The 20248-nt window shown below is 42.6% G+C and carries 17 protein-coding genes and 1 tRNA gene; 6 read left to right on the forward strand and 12 right to left on the reverse strand.

The annotated features are described in order from the left end of the window. Positions 1-141 precede the first annotated feature (141 nt). Positions 142-2823, forward strand: a complete 2682-nt coding sequence (locus QSH61_RS15145; RefSeq protein WP_206472129.1) for an ATP-binding protein — start codon at positions 142-144, stop codon at positions 2821-2823. Here the strand turns inward: QSH61_RS15145 and rimI are convergent. The 4 genes from rimI to QSH61_RS15165 all read right to left on the reverse strand — a co-directional run bounded on the left by rimI (position 2815) and on the right by QSH61_RS15165 (position 5298). Further along, positions 2815-3261, reverse strand: a complete 447-nt coding sequence (rimI, locus tag QSH61_RS15150) for a ribosomal protein S18-alanine N-acetyltransferase (protein ID WP_010605967.1) — start codon at positions 3259-3261, stop codon at positions 2815-2817. The two genes, QSH61_RS15145 and rimI, sit on opposite strands and share 9 nt — an antisense overlap. Further along, complete coding sequence (locus QSH61_RS15155; protein ID WP_206472128.1) at positions 3251-3547, reverse strand: hypothetical protein; 297 nt, start codon at positions 3545-3547, stop codon at positions 3251-3253. The genes rimI and QSH61_RS15155 overlap by 11 nt, the downstream gene beginning before the upstream one ends. Before the next feature lie 64 nt (positions 3548-3611). Further along, a tRNA-Trp gene (locus QSH61_RS15160) sits at positions 3612-3688 on the reverse strand. A 914-nt stretch (positions 3689-4602) separates the two neighbouring features. After that, entirely contained in the window at positions 4603-5298 is a 696-nt protein-coding gene (locus QSH61_RS15165) for a class I SAM-dependent methyltransferase (RefSeq protein WP_206472127.1), read from the reverse strand. Positions 5299-5478: 180 nt separating this feature from the next. Between QSH61_RS15165 and QSH61_RS15170 the strand changes: the two genes are divergently transcribed. Continuing rightward, a complete protein-coding gene (locus QSH61_RS15170; protein ID WP_233525181.1) occupies positions 5479-5847 on the forward strand; it encodes an Rrf2 family transcriptional regulator in 369 nt (122 codons plus the stop codon). A gap of 261 nt (positions 5848-6108) precedes the next feature. Here QSH61_RS15170 and QSH61_RS15175 read toward each other — a convergent pair whose 3' ends face one another. Further along, on the reverse strand, positions 6109-7080 hold the full coding sequence (locus tag QSH61_RS15175; protein WP_206472126.1) for a transposase: 972 nt from the start codon (positions 7078-7080) through the stop codon (positions 6109-6111). A 200-nt stretch (positions 7081-7280) separates the two neighbouring features. On the opposite strand from QSH61_RS15175, the gene QSH61_RS24340 reads away from it, so the two are divergent. Beyond that, complete coding sequence (locus tag QSH61_RS24340) at positions 7281-7721, forward strand: hypothetical protein (protein ID WP_102057460.1); 441 nt, start codon at positions 7281-7283, stop codon at positions 7719-7721. 404 nt (positions 7722-8125) lie between these two features. Here the strand turns inward: QSH61_RS24340 and guaA are convergent, their stop codons facing one another. Beyond that, entirely contained in the window at positions 8126-9700 is a 1575-nt protein-coding gene (gene guaA, locus QSH61_RS15185; protein ID WP_010607640.1) for a glutamine-hydrolyzing GMP synthase, read from the reverse strand. A gap of 105 nt (positions 9701-9805) precedes the next feature. Further along, the gene (gene guaB, locus QSH61_RS15190) at positions 9806-11275 is read right to left on the reverse strand and encodes an IMP dehydrogenase (protein WP_206472124.1); all 1470 of its coding nucleotides are present in this window, start codon (positions 11273-11275) and stop codon (positions 9806-9808) included. A 131-nt stretch (positions 11276-11406) separates the two neighbouring features. Here guaB and xseA point away from each other — a divergent pair, with 131 nt between their 5' ends. Then, positions 11407-12744, forward strand: coding sequence for an exodeoxyribonuclease VII large subunit (xseA, locus tag QSH61_RS15195; RefSeq protein WP_206472122.1), 1338 nt, complete (start codon positions 11407-11409; stop codon positions 12742-12744). 48 nt (positions 12745-12792) lie between these two features. Here xseA and cysE read toward each other — a convergent pair whose 3' ends face one another. Further along, positions 12793-13614: a serine O-acetyltransferase gene (gene cysE / locus QSH61_RS15200; RefSeq protein ID WP_010607638.1), complete on the reverse strand. Its 822-nt coding sequence runs from the start codon at positions 13612-13614 to the stop codon at positions 12793-12795. A 243-nt stretch (positions 13615-13857) separates the two neighbouring features. Between cysE and QSH61_RS15205 the strand changes: the two genes are divergently transcribed. Continuing rightward, positions 13858-14265 (forward strand): diacylglycerol kinase, encoded by a 408-nt coding sequence (locus tag QSH61_RS15205; protein WP_010374636.1) that lies wholly within the window; start codon positions 13858-13860, stop codon positions 14263-14265. 75 nt (positions 14266-14340) lie between these two features. On the opposite strand, the gene QSH61_RS15210 is transcribed toward QSH61_RS15205, so the two are convergent. Further along, positions 14341-17217 carry a M16 family metallopeptidase gene (locus tag QSH61_RS15210; RefSeq protein ID WP_206472120.1) on the reverse strand — a complete coding sequence of 959 codons (2877 nt, stop codon included), beginning with the start codon at positions 17215-17217 and terminating at the stop codon, positions 14341-14343. 270 nt (positions 17218-17487) lie between these two features. On the opposite strand from QSH61_RS15210, the gene QSH61_RS15215 reads away from it, so the two are divergent. Continuing rightward, positions 17488-18444, forward strand: a complete 957-nt coding sequence (locus QSH61_RS15215; RefSeq protein WP_010374634.1) for a methylenetetrahydrofolate reductase — start codon at positions 17488-17490, stop codon at positions 18442-18444. Positions 18445-18511: 67 nt separating this feature from the next. Here the strand turns inward: QSH61_RS15215 and QSH61_RS15220 are convergent, their stop codons facing one another. The 3 genes from QSH61_RS15220 to folB are packed head-to-tail and all read right to left on the reverse strand — an operon-like array spanning position 18512 to position 20155. Then, positions 18512-19312: an undecaprenyl-diphosphate phosphatase gene (locus QSH61_RS15220; RefSeq protein ID WP_206472118.1), complete on the reverse strand. Its 801-nt coding sequence runs from the start codon at positions 19310-19312 to the stop codon at positions 18512-18514. Beyond that, complete coding sequence (gene folK / locus QSH61_RS15225) at positions 19309-19797, reverse strand: 2-amino-4-hydroxy-6-hydroxymethyldihydropteridine diphosphokinase (RefSeq protein WP_010607634.1); 489 nt, start codon at positions 19795-19797, stop codon at positions 19309-19311. The genes QSH61_RS15220 and folK overlap by 4 nt, the downstream gene beginning before the upstream one ends. A gap of 7 nt (positions 19798-19804) precedes the next feature. Further along, positions 19805-20155 (reverse strand): dihydroneopterin aldolase, encoded by a 351-nt coding sequence (gene folB, locus QSH61_RS15230; protein WP_010607633.1) that lies wholly within the window; start codon positions 20153-20155, stop codon positions 19805-19807. Between the last annotated feature and the right edge of the window lie 93 nt (positions 20156-20248).

Consider the following 20248-nt stretch of genomic DNA (forward strand, 5'->3'; position numbering starts at 1 on the left):
TTTTTACGTTATCCCCACCTTTTATCTTATTTTCGCCGCGATTGAGCAAACTTGAGTATTCACCTCCCCCAGCTTATGATTTAATACTCATGTTAATTTTTTTGTCATTAAGATTTCGTGTAGCAAGGCAGCTAGTTATCCATGAAAACAAGCAAGTTAAGTATTCGACTCCTTTGGTATATCACCCCGCTTGTGATATTACCCTTGCTGTTTCTTGGCGGATTTACACTCACGAATGTAACTAGCTCAACGCAAAAACAAGCCAAGCTCATTGTTAGTCGTTTCGTTGAACAACAACAGCAGAAGATGTTCAATTATATTGAGATCTACCAGTCCACGACAAAACTGCTTTCAACCTCTCCAGTACTTAGTGACTTTCTTAATTCGGCCAACCTTGAAAGGATGGAAAAGACTAAGCGTTTAGGTGCGCTAATGGATGTTTTTGCCAGTTATAGTGAAGCCTACCCTGATATCATTAGTATCAATCTTTTATCTCCCAATGGCAGAAGCTCCGCATTTTACTCTAGTAACTTAGGGGGAGCACCGAACCTTTATCCCTTTGCCAAACAAATCATGCAAAGTAACTTACGCCAACATCAATTTATGGTTGCCTCAAGTGCAGGTACGCAACTGTATTTTGTCCAGCAGATCTACAGTGTAGATTACGAACTTAAGCAGCCTAGACAACAAGGCTATATCGTCGTACAAGTTTCTCCCTCTCTCTTAAGTACTAGCATACTTGAAGCTCCGTATGATAATACGCTAAACCTCTTGGTGAGCATTGATGGTGAGGTATTATTCAGCTCAGATACAAATCTCATTGGCCACTATTTAAGCGCCAGTGAAATAGAAAAAATAGGCTATATTGCTGATCTTGGGCAATTAGACTCTACCGTTATTCATAGCATTGATAATGTAGAAAGGATGACCTACAGCGCGCAACTAAGCGGTGGCTACTTTTATATTTCAACGATCCCTAAGTCGCTACTTTACCGCTCTGGTAAAACTATTAGTCTGATCACAGCTCTGATCGTTATCTTATCTGTGATTACACTACCGATCTTGATTTTTATCGTGGTTCGTAACCTGTTGTTAAATCCAATAGAGTTATTGGGCGAAGCGAGCCACCGGGTCGGAGATGGTGATCTAATGGTGGCACTACCAGAGCATAATAGTGACGAAGTTGGCATTCTTTTCAGAGATTTCAACCATATGATCGGCCAAATTCGGACCTTTCAGCGAGAGCTTGAGGATTACAAAGAGCACTTGGAAGAGAAAGTTGAAGACAGAACCAAAGAATTAGAAGAAACTAATAGCAAGCTAGAAGTTGCTATTGTAGAAGCCGAGCAGGCAAACCAGCTTAAAAGTCGCTTTTTAGCTAACATGAGTCATGAGATACGTACCCCGCTTACCGCTATTATGGGGTTTACCGAGCAGCTTATACAGCATCCTAATTCTCCTGCCTCAAAACAGCACCTAGACACAATTTTAAGAAACTCTAAACACCTATTAGAACTTATCAATAATATCTTAGACCTCTCTAAAATTGAGGCTGAAAAACTAGATGTGGAGGAATCAGAGGTCTTGGTAATGCCACTCATCAATGATATTGAATCCATCATTGAGCCGATGACGAATGAAAAACTACTGAACTTTTCCACAGAATTTATTCTACCGTTGCCTGACAAGCTTTACACCGACATTACTCGCTTAAAACAAATCTTGCTTAACATCGCAACAAACGCGGTGAAATTTACTGAGTACGGTGGCGTTCATTTAAAGGTGGAGTTTAGACCGGAATCTGAAAAGTTTATTTTTAGTATCAAAGACACCGGAATTGGCATGTCGCAAAATGAGCTAGAGCGCGCATTTAAGCCTTTTGAGCAAGCTGATACAACAACAACTCGGCGCTTCGGTGGCACAGGACTAGGTCTTTGTATATCAAAGAATCTAGCACAACTGCTTGGCGGTGACGTAAATGTTCAAAGCCAACAAGGCGCAGGTAGTCTATTTTCTGTTGAAGTCTCGGGTAATTTCAAAGAGCGCTCTTACTCTTGGCTAAACGCACTTGAGCGACCAAGACAACCGGATAACAGTAAAACCCATATTGCAGCAGTAAAAGAGCTTGATGCCAAAGTGCTTGTTGCGGAAGACAATCCCGATAACCAAGAGCTTATTACGCTGCTACTGTCTAACTGGGGCATAGTTCCTGATATTGCTAATAACGGTGCTGAAGCGGTTGAAATGGCGCTGGTTGAAGACTATCAACTGATCTTAATGGATATGCAAATGCCAGTCATGGGTGGTGAAGAAGCAACGCAAATGCTCAGACATGCCGCCTATGATGGACCAATCATCGCACTTACTGCCAACGTAATGAAACACGACATAGACAACCATATTAAAGCAGGATGTGATGCCACTCTTGGCAAGCCGATAGATAAAGAATTGCTAGGTAAATTACTACTAGAGTACCTTGAACTTCAAAATGGCAAGTCCTCTTCATGGGATGCCTTGTTACAAACCGAAAAGTTCTTACAAATAAGCCGAAATTACGTTGAAAAGCTACCGTCACAGCTAGTTGAGCTGCAAAAGCTTTATGATACACAGGAATGGGAATCTTTAAGGGCACTAGCACATAGTATCAAAGGCAGCGCGGGTTGCTTTGGCTTTATGAATATTCATGAAGCCGCAGGAGAACTAGAAACCAGTTTGCAAAAAACACAAAACAGTAATCGCCATTACTATTTGCTTAAGCTCACTGAGGCTATGCGCTACACCCTATCGATAGACCAGCCCACGGATAATAGTCACTTAGGCTAATGGTAAGGCCATGAGCATTGCGTCTTCACGACCATGAGTGCTCGGGTAGTAGTTTTTTCTCAAGCCCATTTCGACAAAATCATAGCGATGATATAACGCGATTGCTGAAGCGTTTGACGCTCTTACTTCAAGGAAGATATTTTCTGCCTGCAAGGTCTCTGCTTGCGCTAACAAATCTTCCATTAATGGCTTCGCGTAGCCCTTACCTTGGTAATTAGGACGAATACAAATATCCATCAAGGTTAAGTCTGGGCCCGCACGCTCTGCAACGTAGAAACCCACCAGCGTATTACCATCGACAATAGCCGTGTTAAAGTAACGACCGTGAAGGCAAGACTGCATGGTTTTTTCACTCCAAGGAAAAGCATGACAGGCTTGTTCTACTTGCATAATCTCATTAAGTGGAAATTGTAGTAAGCCACCTTGCTTAACTTGCATCTTGTTGACTCCAGATTAATTGCCACAACGCACGCTTTTGAGCCGTACTTAGTTGTGCACTCGGTAAACTTAATTGGTTATTCTCAAGTGAAATCGTGTTGCCCATGACAACCTCAATTTTTCTACCCATCACCAATTCAAAGTCCTGCAACAAAACAGTCGGTAAAGCTATTTGCTGAAGCTCATTCGCATCAGTAGCAACAACTGCGTTGGGATCAAGATGTGCAAATGTAGAATTTAGCTTTAGCGGTACAATATCAAGAATATCTGCGTAAATCGGATTCATGGCTAAGCAGTTTAATTTTTTAAGGAAGTTTACTTTGAAAAAATGCGAAGTGCAAAATAAGAAGTGGCAGGGGCGGCAGGACTCGAACCCGCAACCATCGGTTTTGGAGACCGCTGTTCTACCAATTGGAACTACGCCCCTGCAATGTCGACGCATTATAAAGCGCTTTTTCGAAAGGTAAAGTGAAAAATCACTTTTTTGATTCAACTGCTTCTAAAACAAGCAAAATGGCGAATATTTATCATATTCGCCATTTTCTTAAGCGGGGTGCTAACTCATTTTAGAGTCATTATTCCCACTCGAACATCAATGAGAAGAAAATATATCTATAAAACGGCTAGTTAGAAAGGTGGCTTTTCTCAATACCATCATCGATACCATGCACAGAATTTTTTTGATTTTTTACTGATCGTCGAGACTTTAGTTCAGCTTTAACCTAGGCCGAAGATTCTTGTATATCACGACGAAGCTCTTGTATCTCTTCAACACTCAGCCGTCGCGGACCCGAGGCAATTCTATCCATCTTGTGCCTCCAACCGGTCACCATACACTTTAAGTGGTTCGTCAAAACGTGAGTTACCAGCAGAGAACTTAGAGGATATTTTTTGATTGTTTTTCATACACACCTTGAAAACCATCAATATTGCTCAAAGATCACACAACGAGGAATAACCTCGTTAAATAAAAGGATCAAATCATGGGTTTGAAACCAGGACCAAAACCAAAAGCCAAATCAATAGGCAAGCCAGATCAACGTCGACGTGACAACAAAAAAACTCCAGGAAACACGCCAGGCCTAAAGCCGAGTAAATCCTCGAGCAAGTAACTCTACCTCAATATCGGGTCAGTGTAAGCGGTACTGACTCTTGTTGCTAAAACCCGCTTCTGCCCCAAAATGAGTTAACGTAAATGCTCTAAGGGCGGCATGGAGCGATACTGACGGTCGCTATTATTGTTGTTATTTCTTAATTTCTAAATAACAGAAATCCACCTCACTCATTTATGCCCAAAGTGCTTTGGGATATCATTTTAGTTGATAGCTGTTTCAGATTAGGTCAAGCACGTTTAGTTATCCACGCATGAATCAGACCTGCTTGAAAAAATTGAATCGGGAGTTCGAACCCACCAGCTTGAATAATTGAACATACCTTGGGTGGAGAAAGTATCCCAACGTCGTTTGCATAAGCATCGCGCATACGTTCTAGTGTACCTTGCGAAACATCGGCCATAGACATCATTTTAACCCAAGCATCAAGTAATTTGTCGTGGTCTGGCGAGTCAATATCTGAAGACAAGTCCGCACTTGCCATTAGTCCTTCGGGCTTTAGCCTTTCTGCTATCTCTCCAAAGAACGCTGAACGCCTTTCTTCCTGCAAGATAAATTGAGAAACAAGGAAGCAAGTAGCCGCGTGATAATCCTGCTCAAATGGCATTGAATGAAGATACCCCTCATGAAAAATACAGCGAGTGTCGACGCCACTCTCCTTAGCTCTTTTCTTACATATATCCAACATAGGTCCTGAGGGTTCAACTGCGGTGAACTGCCAGTTAGGGAAATTTGACGCTAAATAAAGTAGCTCATCTCCAGTGCCTACACCGATACAGAGAATGTTGGCATTTACAGGTAAATCAGCAAACACAGATCTAAGCAGTAAGTGCATGCAATGACGTATTGGTGCGGTATTAGACCATTGCTGATCATAAGTTTCTGCTTGCTTGTCAAATAACTCTTTCACTTCATTTTGGTGCATAAAATTTCCAATAATATTTGATATCAACATAAGTAACAATAAATGTTACATGAGTGAGTGGGGCTAATCAACTCATGCAACTTTTATCGTTTCATGATAATATAATTAAATTTTAAGAATGATGGTCACATTATGAGAAAGGACAGCAGGTTATCTAGGATTCTTCATGCATTAATACATATGAAACTGATTAATCGAGCAATAACATCTGAAGAGTTGGGGCTGGTTTTGGGAGCCAATCCCGTTGTCGTAAGGCGAATTATGGCTCTATTGAAGAGAGTTGGTTATGTTAACTCAGAAAAAGGCCACCATGGAGGGTGGAGGTTATCAACTGAGCTATCCGAGATTACACTATTTGATATCTATAACTTATTAGGTGAAAAGACATTATTTACTATTGCCTTGTCCGATGAATACCAAAATTGCTTGATTGAAAAAGCTGTAAATACTGCGCTAGCAGACTCCATGCAAGAAGCAGAAAAAGTGTTGTTTGAACGCTTCAGAGAAGTTGATATTGAGTCACTGCTACCACCTATTTCAAATGGTTGACAAAGTCCTAGCATTTGATTCGAGCACAAAAATAAGTGACACAAAATAAGGAAGTAAAAATAAGTGACCCCCATCACTATTAACCTCCAAGCGGAAGAAGTGAAGTATAAAATTACTTCAATCACTTTGGTTAAAAACGTTCATCGATAGACTAATTTTTAGCGCTCAGGCGTATCTCTTCACCAAAACAGGGATATCGCGCATGACAACGCGCTGCAAATACAACAGTAAGAAATTCTAGAATTGAGAATGCGAGTTTTGCTAAGCCAACAAGCGCTCGCAGTTTGTTAGGTTTGTCCGTCGTCGTTTTTGCAGTATTTCGCAGTAAGCGGTTATTGTTCGCTCTCGACCAACTGCACCGTGGAATACCTGTGAAAATTGCGTGGTGAGTTTTATCCAGTTCTCTGGTTCTATATTTAATCGAGTGAGAATGGGTTGTGCTTCGTTAATATAGCCTCGCTTGTCGGCGCGAATACATTGGCCTGTGAGTTCAACTAATTCAATATAGGACTTGAGTTCAAAAGGTAGGCCTTTGGGCATATGTTTTCGCGGGCTACCAGCAAAGCGTAGTAGGCTTTTTGGTTGTTTGCCCAGCTTAGCGTGGTCGATGCGCTTTTTGATACTGGTGTAGTCTGAGGTTTCAGGCGTTACGGCGATTTTGGCTCTAATGGGGTTTAGGTCTACGTAGGCTAGACAAGCAGCCAGTGCTGCCTCATCCAGTAATGCTTGGGATTTGAATCGTCCTTCCCAAAATCGGCCTGTACAATTATCTTCTTTATTTGCTCGGCGGGCGATGTCTTCGTTGAGTACTCGCATGAACCAGCTAATATCTGCGAGCCTTTCTCTGTACTTGGTGACATGCTCACCGAGTATCAATTGTTCCGACTCACTGAGTGGCTCACCTTCAGTAAATTTTTGGCTTACCCAATTACCTTTAAACAACTTGTGCCATCGAATAACAATCGCTTCATCAGACAGGCGCTTAGCCTTTTTATCATCAACATATAAAACAATGTGGGTGTGATAACTCATCACGGCATAAGCACAGACATCAATACAAAACACAGACCCCAACATCAGGAGCTTTTCTTCAACCCAATCACGGCGGTGCTCGTATGATTTTCCAGTAAATTTATCTTCACCGCACAGAAAGGCGCGCCTTACGCAGCGGGAGATACAGTGATAATATTTGGTGTCGGTTAAACTAATTTGTTTTTTACGAGCAGTAGCCATAGTTTGGTTTCCTCAAATCCTTTGAGTGCAGAATTAAAGCGTAGGCGGTATCTTAGGAAGGTGCAAATTAGTGGTGGGTGTCAGCGTTTTAGTACATCAGCGTTTTAGTAAACGCGGCAGTAGATTCGGTGTCACGGAGATATAAAATTAGTAAACTAATCACAAAAGAACACAAGCTACTTCTGGTTTTGAGTATATCAATGCTTCTTGCAATTTTTGTAGTTAAATGGGCAAATGAAGATAGTCCAGTTTATAGACCCCTAATTCAAGATATGCGTTTGGTTGACTCAGTTAAAATCTCAGATGTATTGGATCAAGAGCGTATTCGCTACTATGCCGATGTTAAAAACCATATGCTTTACGTCAACCAAGAACAATCAGAATTAGCCCGTGTCTCTCTTGCTAAAATTGGCTTTGTCATTGAGTACCCAGAAATTACTAAAAACAATGATCTGAATAAAGCTTATGATGAATTCATCAAGCAAAAGAGGCTAGAGAAAGAAACAGGAAAAATCTGGCAAAGACCATGGTTCTTTAAATTAGTTAAATTGATTATGGGAGCACTCGTAATTATTGTTCTAATTCTTGCTGTTGTTCGCCCAGCCCTTGCGGCAATAATTTATGATGAAGGTAAAAAGTAGCTATAACAAGCTGTTTAACAAAGACAAAATACAGCTGGCTTTTGCTTAATTCTAGAAAACTATATTTTGTCGATTAACACAGCGTTACCGAGCGTCAGCTTTCATAAAGCAAGAATTGTTGATGTTCAGGTAACCGAACGACTCTTGCAGGCACAGAGCCACCAGTTGTCCAGAAACAAGTTACAGCTTCACCATAATCGGTTTGATATATGTGAAATGAGGTGCTGTGTAGCCACGGCTCCAAAAAATAGCAGGCCAGCATCACTATAAACATCACTGCGAAGAAACCAAATACCTCCGCAAGGTTTTTTAGGAAAGTAAAAATTCATAAAAAGACCAGTCAGAAATACTGACTGGTCTTTTATTAATCTAACGAAAGCTAGGTTAGGTTTTTACAACCAAGTTTATTCCCACTCGATTGTCGCTGGCGGCTTACCTGATACATCGTAAACCACGCGAGAAATACCATCAATTTCGTTGATGATACGGTTTGAAACGTGGCCTAGTAGCTCGTATGGTAAGTGTGACCAACGTGCCGTCATAAAGTCGATAGTTTCAACACAACGTAGTGAGATCACCCAATCGTATTTACGTGCATCGCCCATCACGCCAACAGAGCGTACTGGTAGGAACACGGCGAATGCCTGAGACACTTTGTGGTATAGATCCGCTTTATGTAGCTCTTCAATGAAGATAGCGTCAGCACGGCGCAGTAAGTCACAGTATTCTTTCTTGATTTCACCAAGCACACGAACACCAAGACCTGGACCTGGGAACGGGTGACGATAAAGCATGTCATATGGTAGGCCAAGCTCTAGACCAATCTTGCGAACTTCGTCTTTAAATAGTTCACGTAGTGGCTCAACCAGACCTAGCTCCATATCTTCAGGTAATCCACCCACGTTGTGGTGAGATTTGATCACATGTGCTTTACCGGTTTTAGATGCTGCCGATTCGATAACATCAGGGTAAATTGTACCTTGTGCTAACCATTTTGCATTCACGCGCTGGCTGGCTTGCTCATCAAATACATCAATAAAGGTGTGACCAATTGCTTTACGTTTGTCTTCAGGGTCATTTAAACCGTTAAGCGCATTAAGGAAACGATCTTCAGCTTCTACCTTGATGATGTTCAGACCAAACTTATCACCGAACATATCCATTACTTGCTGGCCTTCATTCAAGCGTAGTAGGCCATTATCAACAAATACACAGGTTAGTTTGTCGCCAATCGCACGGTGAATAAGCATTGCAACCACTGACGAATCAACACCACCAGATAGGCCAAGGATAACTTCGTCATCCCCTACTTTCTCTTTGATACGCTCAATTGCATCTTCAATGATTTGCTCAGGCGTCCATAGTTTTTCACACCCACAGATATCAATTGCAAAACGCTCTAGTAAACGCAAACCTTGCTGAGTATGCGTTACTTCTGGGTGAAACTGTACACCGTAGAAGCGCTTTTCTTCCCAAGACATTGCCGCATGAGGACAAGTATCCGTTCTCGCTGAAGTTTTGAATGTATCTGGAATTTTAGCAACTTTATCGCCATGGCTCATCCACACGTCTAGGTAACCAGCACCATCTTCGATGTGATCTTCAATCGCTTCAAATAGCTTACAGTCGCCTACTTTCTCTACTTTTGCGTAGCCGAATTCTTTTTTATCTGAGCTATGTACCTGACCACCAAGCTGCATTGCCATCGTCTGCATACCATAACAGATACCCAGTACAGGCACGCCTGCTTCGAATACATAATCTGGTGCTTTTGGGCTACCTTCAAGCGTCGTTGACTCTGGGCCACCTGATAGAATGATACCTTGAGGGTTGAACTCACGGATTTGCTCTTCTGTCACATCCCAAGCCCAAAGTTCACAGTAAACACCAATTTCACGTACACGACGTGCAATTAGCTGAGTGTATTGCGAACCAAAGTCTAAGATCAAAATTCGGGAATCGTGGATATCTTTGCTCATTGATAATCTCGTTAGTTAGGAACTAAACAGGATAAAGCCGCATTGCGCCTCTATCAAAAGTAATAAGGGCTAGCAACTTGCTAGCCCAGAAACACGCCTTGAGGCTTAACCCATGCGGTAGTTAGGCGCCTCTTTGGTGATCTGCACGTCATGTACGTGAGACTCACCCATACCCGCAGAAGTCACACGAACAAACTGCGGCTTAGTATTTAATTCAGTGATGGTTGCACAACCTGTTAGACCCATTGCACTGCGAATACCACCGATTTGCTGATGGATAATCGTTGCGATTGGTCCTTTGTATGCTACGCGACCTTCGATACCTTCAGGTACTAGTTTGTCAGCAGCATCGCTCTTCTGGAAGTAACGGTCAGACGAACCTTCTTTTTGATTCATCGCACCAAGAGAACCCATACCACGGTAAGACTTGTAGTAACGGCCTTGGTATAGTTCAACTTCACCAGGAGACTCTTCAGTACCCGCTAGCATAGACCCCACCATTACACATGCAGCACCAGCAACTAGCGCTTTTACGATATCACCAGAGAAACGGATACCGCCGTCGGCAATCACTGGAATATCACGACCTTTTAGGCCTTCTACTGCATCAGAGATAGCAGTAATTTGTGGTACACCACAACCAGTCACGATACGAGTAGTACAGATAGAGCCTGGGCCAATACCCACTTTAACGGCATCTGCACCAGCATCAGCCAATGCAATTGCACCTTCTGAAGTTGCGACGTTACCTGCAACGATTTGTAGCTCTGGATAAGTTTCGCGCGTGGCTTTAACGCGGTCAATAACACCTTGAGAATGGCCGTGAGAAGTATCGATTAGTAGTACATCAACACCCGCTTCAACCAAAGCAGCAATACGCTCATCAGTGCCAGCACCAACACCAACAGCAGCACCAACACGAAGACGGCCTTGCTCATCTTTACACGCGTTTGGTTTATCTTGCGCTTTTTGGTAATCCTTAACGGTGATCATGCCTTTTAGTGCAAATGCGTCATCAACCACTAAGATTTTTTCGATACGGTGTTCGTGCATGAGGCCAAGGATCTCTTCACGAGATGCGCCTTCTTTTACTGTCACTAAGTCATCTTTCTTAGTCATTACCGTTGAAACTGCTTTTTCTAGCTTAGTTTCGAAACGCATATCACGGCTAGTCACGATGCCTTCAAGTTGGTTGTTTGCACCAACAACCGGGAAACCTGAAAACCCTTTGTCCTGTGCAAGCTCCATTGCTTCTGCAATCGTAAGATTAGAAGTAACCGTCACAGGGAAAGAGATAATACCCGCTTCATACGTCTTAACTTTACGCACGTTGCGAGCTTGCTCTTCGATAGTCATGTTTTTGTGGATAAAACCAATACCACCTTCTTGTGCCAGAGCGATCGCTAAGCGCGCTTCTGTCACTGTATCCATTGAAGCGGAAACAAGCGGTAAGTTTAATTCAATCCCACGAGTCAAACGCGTTTTCAGGTTTGCTGTGTGAGGAAGAACAGTTGAATGAGCTGGTACTAAAAGTACGTCGTCAAAGGTAAGGGCTTCTTTTGCAATTCTTAGCATGTTCGCGGCTTCTCTCAAGTGAACTGAGTATAAGGAATTGCGTGCGAATTTTATCAGCGTTCCTTATGGGAGTAAATAAAATTTAGCAAAAAATGTGATAAAGTGACTGTGAATTTTTTATGGAGGCCAACATGGGATACCCCAATAATAATAAAACCTATTCTGTATCAAGACTTAACAGAGAAATACGCTCGCTCTTAGAGCAAGGTTTTGCCTCTGTACAACTCACCGGAGAAATTTCAAACTTTGTTGCTCCGGCCTCAGGGCATTGGTATTTTTCTCTAAAAGATGACAAAGCACAGATAAAAGCGGCCATGTGGCGAGGTAATAATCGATACTGTAACCACCGCCCTGCCAACGGTCAGCAGGTAATGGTACAAGCTAGAGTGTCAGTGTATGAACCGCGAGGCGACTATCAATTGATAGTCGAGCAAATGGCCCCAGCTGGTGAAGGCTTGCTCAAGCAACAGTTTGACGCCCTTAAAATGCAGCTGGCCGCAGAAGGCCTGTTTTCGGCTAGTCACAAAAAGCCTTTGCCAAGTGTCATTAATCGCGTGGGGGTCGTCACCTCAGCGACAGGCGCTGCCATCAAGGATATTTTGACTGTACTCAAACGCCGTGCCCCACAGCTACAAGTCGTTATTTATCCGGCCCTAGTGCAAGGCGATGAAGCCAAACAGCAGATTTGCAAACAAATCGCTCAGGCGAATGCTAGACGTGAGGTAGACGTATTGATCGTTGGCAGAGGTGGCGGCTCATTAGAAGACTTATGGAGCTTTAACGAGGAGTCAGTCGCGAGGGCCATTTTTGCCAGCTCAATTCCGGTGATAAGCGCAGTCGGCCATGAAATAGATACTACCATTTCCGACTATGTTGCAGATGTAAGAGCACCAACCCCATCGGCGGCTGCCGAATTAGTGAGCCCAGACTCAGAAGCGCTAAAACAGCGTACTTCACAGTTGCTACAATATCTCAATCAGGCTTTTAAACGTCGCCTTGAAGGTGCATCACAGCGATTAGCAAACTTTGAAGCCCGACTGCAGCTACAACACCCTAAGAATCAACTTATGCAGCAAACACAGCGAGTTGATGAATTGGAGCAGCGATTAATTCGTGCCCAAGCCCATCACTTACGTCAAAAGCAATCGCAATTCCATCTGTTGCAGCATAGATTTGATCGATTACATCCAGAGCAAAGGATCGCCCAGTTCAAGCAATTAGTCGCACAACTCAGTGATAAGTTGCAGTATGCAATGGAGCAAAAGCTTAACACGCAAAGACACCAGCTCGCGGTATCAAGCGCAAAACTAGACAGTGTCAGCCCACTGGCGGTATTAGCTCGGGGCTATAGTATTGCCAAGCAGGAAGATAACGTGATTAAGTCAGTGGCGGATGTCGACCCAGAAAAGCCGATAATTACGCAACTGGCTGATGGGGAGGTGGTGTCTATGGTCAAAGCAACCCAGTAAGCGGACATAAAAATGGGGAAGTGATTTCCCCATTTTTAATCTAATAACCTACAACATCGCAGAAGTGATAGACTCATTTTCGAGCCTATCATCGTCTTCTAGGAAGTTTTGGTTCATACTCTCTGCAGGACATGGGCATGATGGCTTACCAACCACCTTAGCAGGGATCCCCACTACCGTAGTGTGCGGTGCTACAGGGCTGAGTACAACAGAACCAGCCCCAATTCGAGCGCCCTCTCCTACTTCAATGTTGCCAAGTACTTTGGCACCAGCACCAATCAATACACCGGCGCGGATTTTCGGGTGACGGTCACCCTGCTCGTTACCCGTACCACCAAGTGTGACTGATTGCAGAATAGAAACATTATCTTCAATAACCGCTGTTTCACCAATGACTATACCAGTCGCATGGTCAAACATAATACCATGACCGACTTTACAAGCAGGATGGATGTCAACACCGAATACTTCAGAGGTTCTGCTCTGTATAAAGCGAGCCAGCTCTTTTCTGTCTTGACGCCATAAGCAGTATGCCAATCGATGTGCTTGGATTGCATGAAAACCTTTCAGATTTAAAATTACGTTGAGATAACTATCGGCAGCTGGGTCACGATCTTTAACAGCTTTTATATCATGTGCAACATGAGTCAGCATAGTATCGCAGTGCACAAAGGCCTGATCAAACAGCTCGCGGATTGTAAATGCTGACACCACAGCATCCGCCAACTTATTTGCAACGATAAAGCTTAATGCAGAACCAAGACACTCGTGATTTAAAATACTCGAGTAAACGTGACTAGCAAGCAATGGTTCGCGAGCAACCAACTCATTGGCTTCTTCGCGTAACTTATTCCAAATCTCATGTCTCATGTGACGAACTTCCGATAATACTGATACTTCTCATAGTGTAACGCTTAGAGTCATTGAGTGTCATGTATTATAAAAAATCAGGCTTCAAACACTTGGTTATATCTAATAACCAACCAACATATTTTAGCCTGGTTTTAAATACCCTCAGCTGGACCAAAGATTCTTACAATTTAGCACTGTCGAACTGAGTAGATCTTCGTATAATAACGCCCCATTGAATACTACCAACGCGGGATCGCTAATATGTCGATAAAGATCAAGACAACGGATACCAACAAACCAAATGGCACAGGGCTTGCGCGGATAATCAAAGCAACGCATTGCTCGGCGAAAGGAATGAAAGCGGCTTATAAAGAAGAGTCGGCATTTAGACAAGAAACGTGGTTACTGGTGGCAAGTCTTCCTTTATCAATCATATTGGCGCAAAGTATTGCTCAGTGGGCCTTATTGGTCGGTAGTGTACTGTTGATATTAGTCATAGAACTTATCAACTCGGCAATCGAAGCGCTGACAGATCGAGTGAGTACCGAGCATCACTTACTATCTGGTCGTGCAAAAGATATGGCATCAGCGGCCGTTACGCTGACATTATTAATTAGCTCGTTAATTTGGATAGCTGCCGCAGTGGAGTGGTTCAACACCATAACCTAAAATTACGCGTGGTTTTGATACAAAAAAATGGCGGCTAAATTTTTAGCCGCCATTTTTTATTAAGCTGAATAATCGTTATTCAAACACTTTTTCTACATCCAACGTTTTAATATTCTTACTTGGAATATTTAGCGGGTATGTAGCAATTTCAGCATCTTCTGCCAGCAATACATCAGGCTTTTTCGTGTTATAAGTCATAGGAGATGGCTGCTCAGCACTTAGGCGCTTCGCCATATCTTTTGCATCACCAGTGATAAACACATAGTGAATATCTTCGGTCTGCAAGTTCTCTTTGATAACTCGATTGATATCTTCAACAGACAGCGACGCTAGCTGCTTTGTCACATAGGCAACAAACTCATCGGTGTTGTAGAACTGGCTATCAAGTGCATAACCTAGCTGTCTATCTTGGCTCGCCACCATTTGCGGCACAAAGTTGATTAAGAAGTTACGTGTTGCTTCAAAGTCTGCTTGGCTCATCCCTTCTTTGATCAGCTTATCGAGTTCAAACAATGCAGTACGCGTTGCAAAATGGGCATCGTTATTAGAACGAAGTGGGCGTAACCACACTTGGAAAATTTGCTCACTACGACCTAAGTTTGCATCCGGCTTAGTTTGGAACATACCACGAGGGAAGTATTCGATATATGCATAATCACCATAGTTCATACCACGTACCTGACGGATACGCTGGTACAAGTGGCTGTTTGAACTGCGGTGCTCACCAAAGTATGAACGCACTAACCAAAGCGCAGCCCAGTCTTTGCTGCTACGAACCGTGTCGATTGGGAAACCAAAAGACACCGCTGTTGATTTTGCATTCTTTTCTACGATGGTTGCGTGATGGCCAGACAGTTTAGGGGCATCAGGCACTTGTAAACGCGCTTCTTCGCCTTTAGGTAAAGCCGCAAGATCGTTAAACATCGTTTCTTTTAGCTGTTTATCGAGTGCACCTGTGATACCCACGTTAAGTTTAGCTTGAGTAAATTGCTGAGCGTAAAAAGCCTTAACGTCATCCAGTGTGATTGCTTCTAAGTCTGATAAATCACCAAAGTTATAGCTTTCGTATGGGTGGCCTTTGTACAGCTCGTGATAAAGCACTTCTTTACCTAGTTCTTCATCATTTGACGCTTTCAAACCAGCCTTAATGCCGTCGATTAGCTCTTTTTTCAGACGTTTAAAATCATCTTCTCTGAACCCTGGGCTCAAAAGCTGCTGACTCACAATGCCATACCATTGATCAGCGTTATCTTTATGAATACGACCACGTAAAGAAATCATTTCTTTATCGATTTGATAACCGAAGCTACCAGCAATAGGATACAGCGCCTTTTGAATTTCTTTGTATGATTGCGACTCACTTCCACCATTGGCAATCATAGCCGCAGTAAGCGCAGCAAGACCTTTTTTACCTGCAGGATCTGCGGCAGCACCTGTGTAAAAAAGAAAGTTCACATCCACCAGCGGTGAATTATTGGTCTTGTCTAATACGTTGAAATGACGCGTTACTGGCTTGTCCATTTTTGCCACTAACTTGTCTAAGTTAACTTCCTTATCAAAACCAGGCACAGACTCAAGTGCAGACATAGTCACCGTTGTGCGGCTGCTGTCCACAAAGTATTTATTGGCAATATCACGAATGTCTTTCGCAGTGACTTTATCTGCACTTGCATAAAGCGCATTCACCACTTCAGGGTCACGCTCAAAATGCATGTAGCTTGCGAGTGTCGAAGCAATAGATTGTGATGAGTCAAGGCCGTTAATAAAGCTGTACTTTAGGTTTGATTTAAGTGCAGCAAGTTTATTTTCATCTACCAGCTCTGTGCGTGCTTTTGCGTAAGTGTTATTGATTGCATCACGCACTGTCGCCAGATCTTTTTCATCTTCAACTTTAACGAAAACATGCAGAAGACCAGGGTCTTTGGTTTCAGGGTTGTAGGTAAACATTTGGCTTGCAAGCTGTTTGTCTACCACCAGCTCTTGATATAACTCAGAGTTTTGAGAGAAGTATAACTGCGAGATCAAATCAAGCGCAGCTCGGTCTTTTTTCGCAGGCTCCCATGCAGTGCCTTTATATGAAACAAGCAACCAGTGACCAGGTAAGCCATCATATTTTTCATGGACGTAACGTGCTTTCTCTTGTTTAGGCTCAACTGGAATATCAGCTTGATAATCACCCTTTTTCCAATTACCCCAGTGCTTTTTCACCATAGCCATGGTTTCTTTTGGATCTACGTCACCCACAATGACAAGCGATACGTATTCTGGCTTGTAAAAACGTTCAAAGAAGGTTTTACCATAGGCCATTTGATCTGGCATTGCTTCGATGTCTTCAAAAAAGCCCATCGTTGTGTGTTTATAGGTATGTTTATCAAATGCTTCTTTTCTTACCGCAGAAAGCAGTTTTCGAACTGGGCTGGCATTATTTTTAAGGTATTCACCTTTCACGGTTAGTGCTTCAGTACGAAACTGTTCTTCACTGTAAGTCAGGTTCTGAAAGATATCCGCTTCGATTTCTAATACTTTATCTAAATGCTGCTTCGAGAAATTTAGGTGGTAGTTCGTGTAGTCATTGGTCGTGTAAGCACGATTATCAACACCTGAATTTTTCAAAATGTCCGAATAAACGTCTTGTGGATACTTTTCTGAGCCTTTGAACATCATATGCTCAAAGAAATGAGCGAAGCCGGTTTTACCCGCTTCGACTTCATTACGCGAACCAACAGAAACCGGGATCTGTAGCGATACCACATCAGGATAGTTAGTTTTAACTACCATGACGCGAAGGCCATTTTCTAGCTCTTCCAAAACATAATCTTGGGCGAATACTTTATTGGATTGGGCAGCTTGAGTACTTTCAGCTGACTGTTGGGCTTGGTCTGAATTCGTCGCTGCGCAGCCACTAAGCGCTAAGCTTACGGCAAAGCTGGTTGCTAGTAATTTGAATTTCATGAATTTGGTCCTAATCATATTTTTTATTCTAAGTAAGTCGTGTTCACTTACGTTAGTAAACCTCCTGATTATGCCCCAAAGCCATACTAATTCGCTAATTTCCAAGGTGATTTACCATCCTAATGTGTAAACAAATATGAAATTTTGGTTTGAGCACTTGAGATAAATTCATAATTATTGAAATTCTTTCATTAAAAAAATCTATCTAGACGTCTAAATGGCTGCTATATTAGTAAAGAGATACAGAAATGCTTTTGTGGAATGAGGATTATGGCTTTAACGCTTCAAGAGAAAATCATTGACCCTAACCAAGGGGTATATTTAATTGGTACCACACCACCTAAGATTGGCACCGACCCAGAGCAGCTAAAATCAATTGCCGCTAAGCTTTTGGGCCGTTTACATGAGATTGAATACGACGGCGTGATCATCTATGACATTCAAGATGAAAGCAGCCGTACTCAAGTACCACGTCCATTTCCTTTTAAGCACACCGTTGATCCGTGTGAATATAGTCAGTTGATCCGCGAATTATCACACCTTGATGTAATTACGTATAAAAGTGTGGCACAGCGCGATAGTGAAGCTTTTGGCGATTGGTTAAGCAGCACAAAACAGCAATATGGGTTAAACAATCTAGTATTAGTGGGCAGTCCGTCTTCACAAGGCGATATTAAGTTGCCGCTTTCTGAAGCCTATAAGGTATTGAAGCATCATCAAGATGACTTTTTCTTAGGTGGTGTAACTATCGCAGAGCGCCACGCCAGTAAGCGTAATGAACACGAAAGGTTAATTGATAAAACAGAGCAAGGCTGCCAATTCTTTGTTTCCCAAGCAGTGTATGACGCTCAAGCAACCATAGATCTTATTACGAGCTATGCTCGCACCTGTAAACAGCAAGGGCAAACACCAAAACGCATTATTCTTACCTTTACTCCATGTGGTGGAGAAAAAACCTTGCAGTTTATGGAGTGGCTGGGGATTTCAGTACCAGAAGCAACCAAATGGCGCATGTTAGATGCAGACAATACACTAAGTGAGTCAATTCGTATTTGTAGAGAAAATCTAGATCAAATCTTAAAAAGCTGCTCACATCTAGATATTTCTCTTGGCTTAAATATTGAGAGCTTAACAAACCGTAAAGAAGAAATAGATGCATCTATAAACCTTTATCGACTGTTGAAGGCGACCATGGAATTATGCCTTGCGGAAAAGCAAATTGCTTAATGCAGTCTAAGCCAGCTTCATCAAGCTGGCTTTTCTGTTAACCTTGCTGAATTATCCAAAGCCCAGATTAACTTAGGCTCAAGAAAGCGATTAATCCCACCCCTAGTAACAATCGGTAAATGACAAATGGCATCATGCCCATGCGCTCTATGATTTTCAGGAAAAAGAAGATACAGGCATAAGCTGAGATAAACGACAGTGCTGCACCACTTAATAACGCATTCCAATCAACCACTTCATCGCCGGTAGCAAGCTCTAAACTGTAATACAATCCCATCATCGAAATGACTGGAATAGACATTAAAAACGAAAAGCGCGCCGCACTTTTCTTATCAAGCCCGAGTAATAAACCTGCGGTGATGGTAATACCTGAACGCGATGTGCCGGGAATAACAGCGGTAATTTGCGCAAGCCCCAGTATCAATGCGCTTTTCCAGTTTAAGGCAAATTCGTCTTTGATTTGTCTCGCTTTCACGTCGGCATACCAAAGCAGTAAACCAAATACTATCGTCGATGTTGCAATCACCCAAGCACTACGTAAATAAACTTCTACGATATCCTTAAGCAGTGGAGCTAAGATCACGAATGGAATAGTGGCAACCACAATACACCAAGTCAGCCGGCTTTCTTTCGAGTGCGTACCTGAGAATGATTTGAACCATCCTGCCAGTAGGCTGACAATGTCTTGTCGAAAATAAATAACGACAGCCAGCAAAGTACCAACATGAACAGCAACATCAAAGGCAAGACCCTGATCTTGCCAACCTAGTACCTGTGAAGGTAGCAGTAAGTGGGCAGAACTCGAAATAGGTAAAAATTCAGTGAGACCTTGAATAATTGCAAGGACGACAATCTCAATAAAGCTCATTGCTTGGGAAACTCCACTTTCCATAATTTTTGAGTTGGGTTGTGATACTCCTGCCATAACTGAGCAATGCTTTTACCCTCAACAGGATGGATAAAATCAGGAGCTAGTTCAGCTAATGGCTGAAGCACGAAGGCATTTTTGGTTATTTCATCCCGAGGCAACTGAGCGGGTGATGAACAAATAAGGTGGTCATAAAAGAGAATATCGAGATCTAACGTGCGTGGACTAAACTTCTTTTCACTACAGCGACGACCATGATCGTATTCTATCGACTTGAGCAGTTTATATACTTCGTCTAAAGACAGCTGTGTTTGTGCAGCAAAGACCGAATTATAAAAGTTATTTCCTGCAAATCCGACGGCTTCACTCTCAAACACACTCGAATGTTGAAAATCCGGAAAGTGTTTTATCAATACCCTCAAGCCACTCAGCAAATTTTTTTCTTTTTCTATGTTTGAGCCGAGACTGATAAAAATTTGTGCCATGATAATTCTACTTCTTACGCACAATTTCTACACCAACCGTTTGTGCTTGTGGCACGGCAGCAGGTTTACTCACTTTTATAAGCACTTGTTGTACATTAAATTCATTTAGGATCATTGCGGCAAGCTGTTCAACTAACGTTTCTAATAGCTCTACTGGTTTTGCTTGGGTATGCGCAATAATACGCTCACTCACTTTGGCATAATCAACCGCCAAACTAATATCGTCATGGCGAGCGGCAGCGCTAATATCGGTCAACATCTCAACATCAAAGTAAAGGCTTTGTTTACTTTCTTTTTCAAAGTCGTACACTCCTATTATGGCTTCGACGTGTAGCTGTGAGATATAGACTTTATCCATGTAAACTCCAAACATGTTTATCGCTGTAATTCACCCGCATTTTCTAATCGCAATTCGCGATCTGTGCAGGACTTAAGACCGCCGATCATAGCC

Source organism: Pseudoalteromonas sp. JC3 (assembly GCF_030291895.1).
Taxonomy (GTDB): domain Bacteria; phylum Pseudomonadota; class Gammaproteobacteria; order Enterobacterales; family Alteromonadaceae; genus Pseudoalteromonas.

Coding starts and splice junctions, on each gene's coding strand:
- QSH61_RS15145 (WP_206472129.1), top strand. CDS start 142: ATGAAAACAAGCAAGTTAAGTATTCGACTCCTTTGGTATATCACCCCG.
- QSH61_RS15170 (WP_233525181.1), top strand. CDS start 5,479: ATGAAACTGATTAATCGAGCAATAACATCTGAAGAGTTGGGGCTGGTT.
- guaA (WP_010607640.1), bottom strand. CDS start 9,700: ATGAGCAAAGATATCCACGATTCCCGAATTTTGATCTTAGACTTTGGT.
- QSH61_RS15210 (WP_206472120.1), bottom strand. CDS start 17,217: ATGAAATTCAAATTACTAGCAACCAGCTTTGCCGTAAGCTTAGCGCTT.
- rimI (WP_010605967.1), bottom strand. CDS start 3,261: ATGCAAGTTAAGCAAGGTGGCTTACTACAATTTCCACTTAATGAGATT.
- QSH61_RS15205 (WP_010374636.1), top strand. CDS start 13,858: ATGTCGATAAAGATCAAGACAACGGATACCAACAAACCAAATGGCACA.
- cysE (WP_010607638.1), bottom strand. CDS start 13,614: ATGAGACATGAGATTTGGAATAAGTTACGCGAAGAAGCCAATGAGTTG.
- QSH61_RS15155 (WP_206472128.1), bottom strand. CDS start 3,547: ATGAATCCGATTTACGCAGATATTCTTGATATTGTACCGCTAAAGCTA.
- folK (WP_010607634.1), bottom strand. CDS start 19,797: ATGGCACAAATTTTTATCAGTCTCGGCTCAAACATAGAAAAAGAAAAA.
- QSH61_RS24340 (WP_102057460.1), top strand. CDS start 7,281: ATGCTTCTTGCAATTTTTGTAGTTAAATGGGCAAATGAAGATAGTCCA.
- QSH61_RS15175 (WP_206472126.1), bottom strand. CDS start 7,080: ATGGCTACTGCTCGTAAAAAACAAATTAGTTTAACCGACACCAAATAT.
- folB (WP_010607633.1), bottom strand. CDS start 20,155: ATGGATAAAGTCTATATCTCACAGCTACACGTCGAAGCCATAATAGGA.
- QSH61_RS15165 (WP_206472127.1), bottom strand. CDS start 5,298: ATGCACCAAAATGAAGTGAAAGAGTTATTTGACAAGCAAGCAGAAACT.
- xseA (WP_206472122.1), top strand. CDS start 11,407: ATGGGATACCCCAATAATAATAAAACCTATTCTGTATCAAGACTTAAC.
- QSH61_RS15215 (WP_010374634.1), top strand. CDS start 17,488: ATGGCTTTAACGCTTCAAGAGAAAATCATTGACCCTAACCAAGGGGTA.
- guaB (WP_206472124.1), bottom strand. CDS start 11,275: ATGCTAAGAATTGCAAAAGAAGCCCTTACCTTTGACGACGTACTTTTA.
- QSH61_RS15220 (WP_206472118.1), bottom strand. CDS start 19,312: ATGAGCTTTATTGAGATTGTCGTCCTTGCAATTATTCAAGGTCTCACT.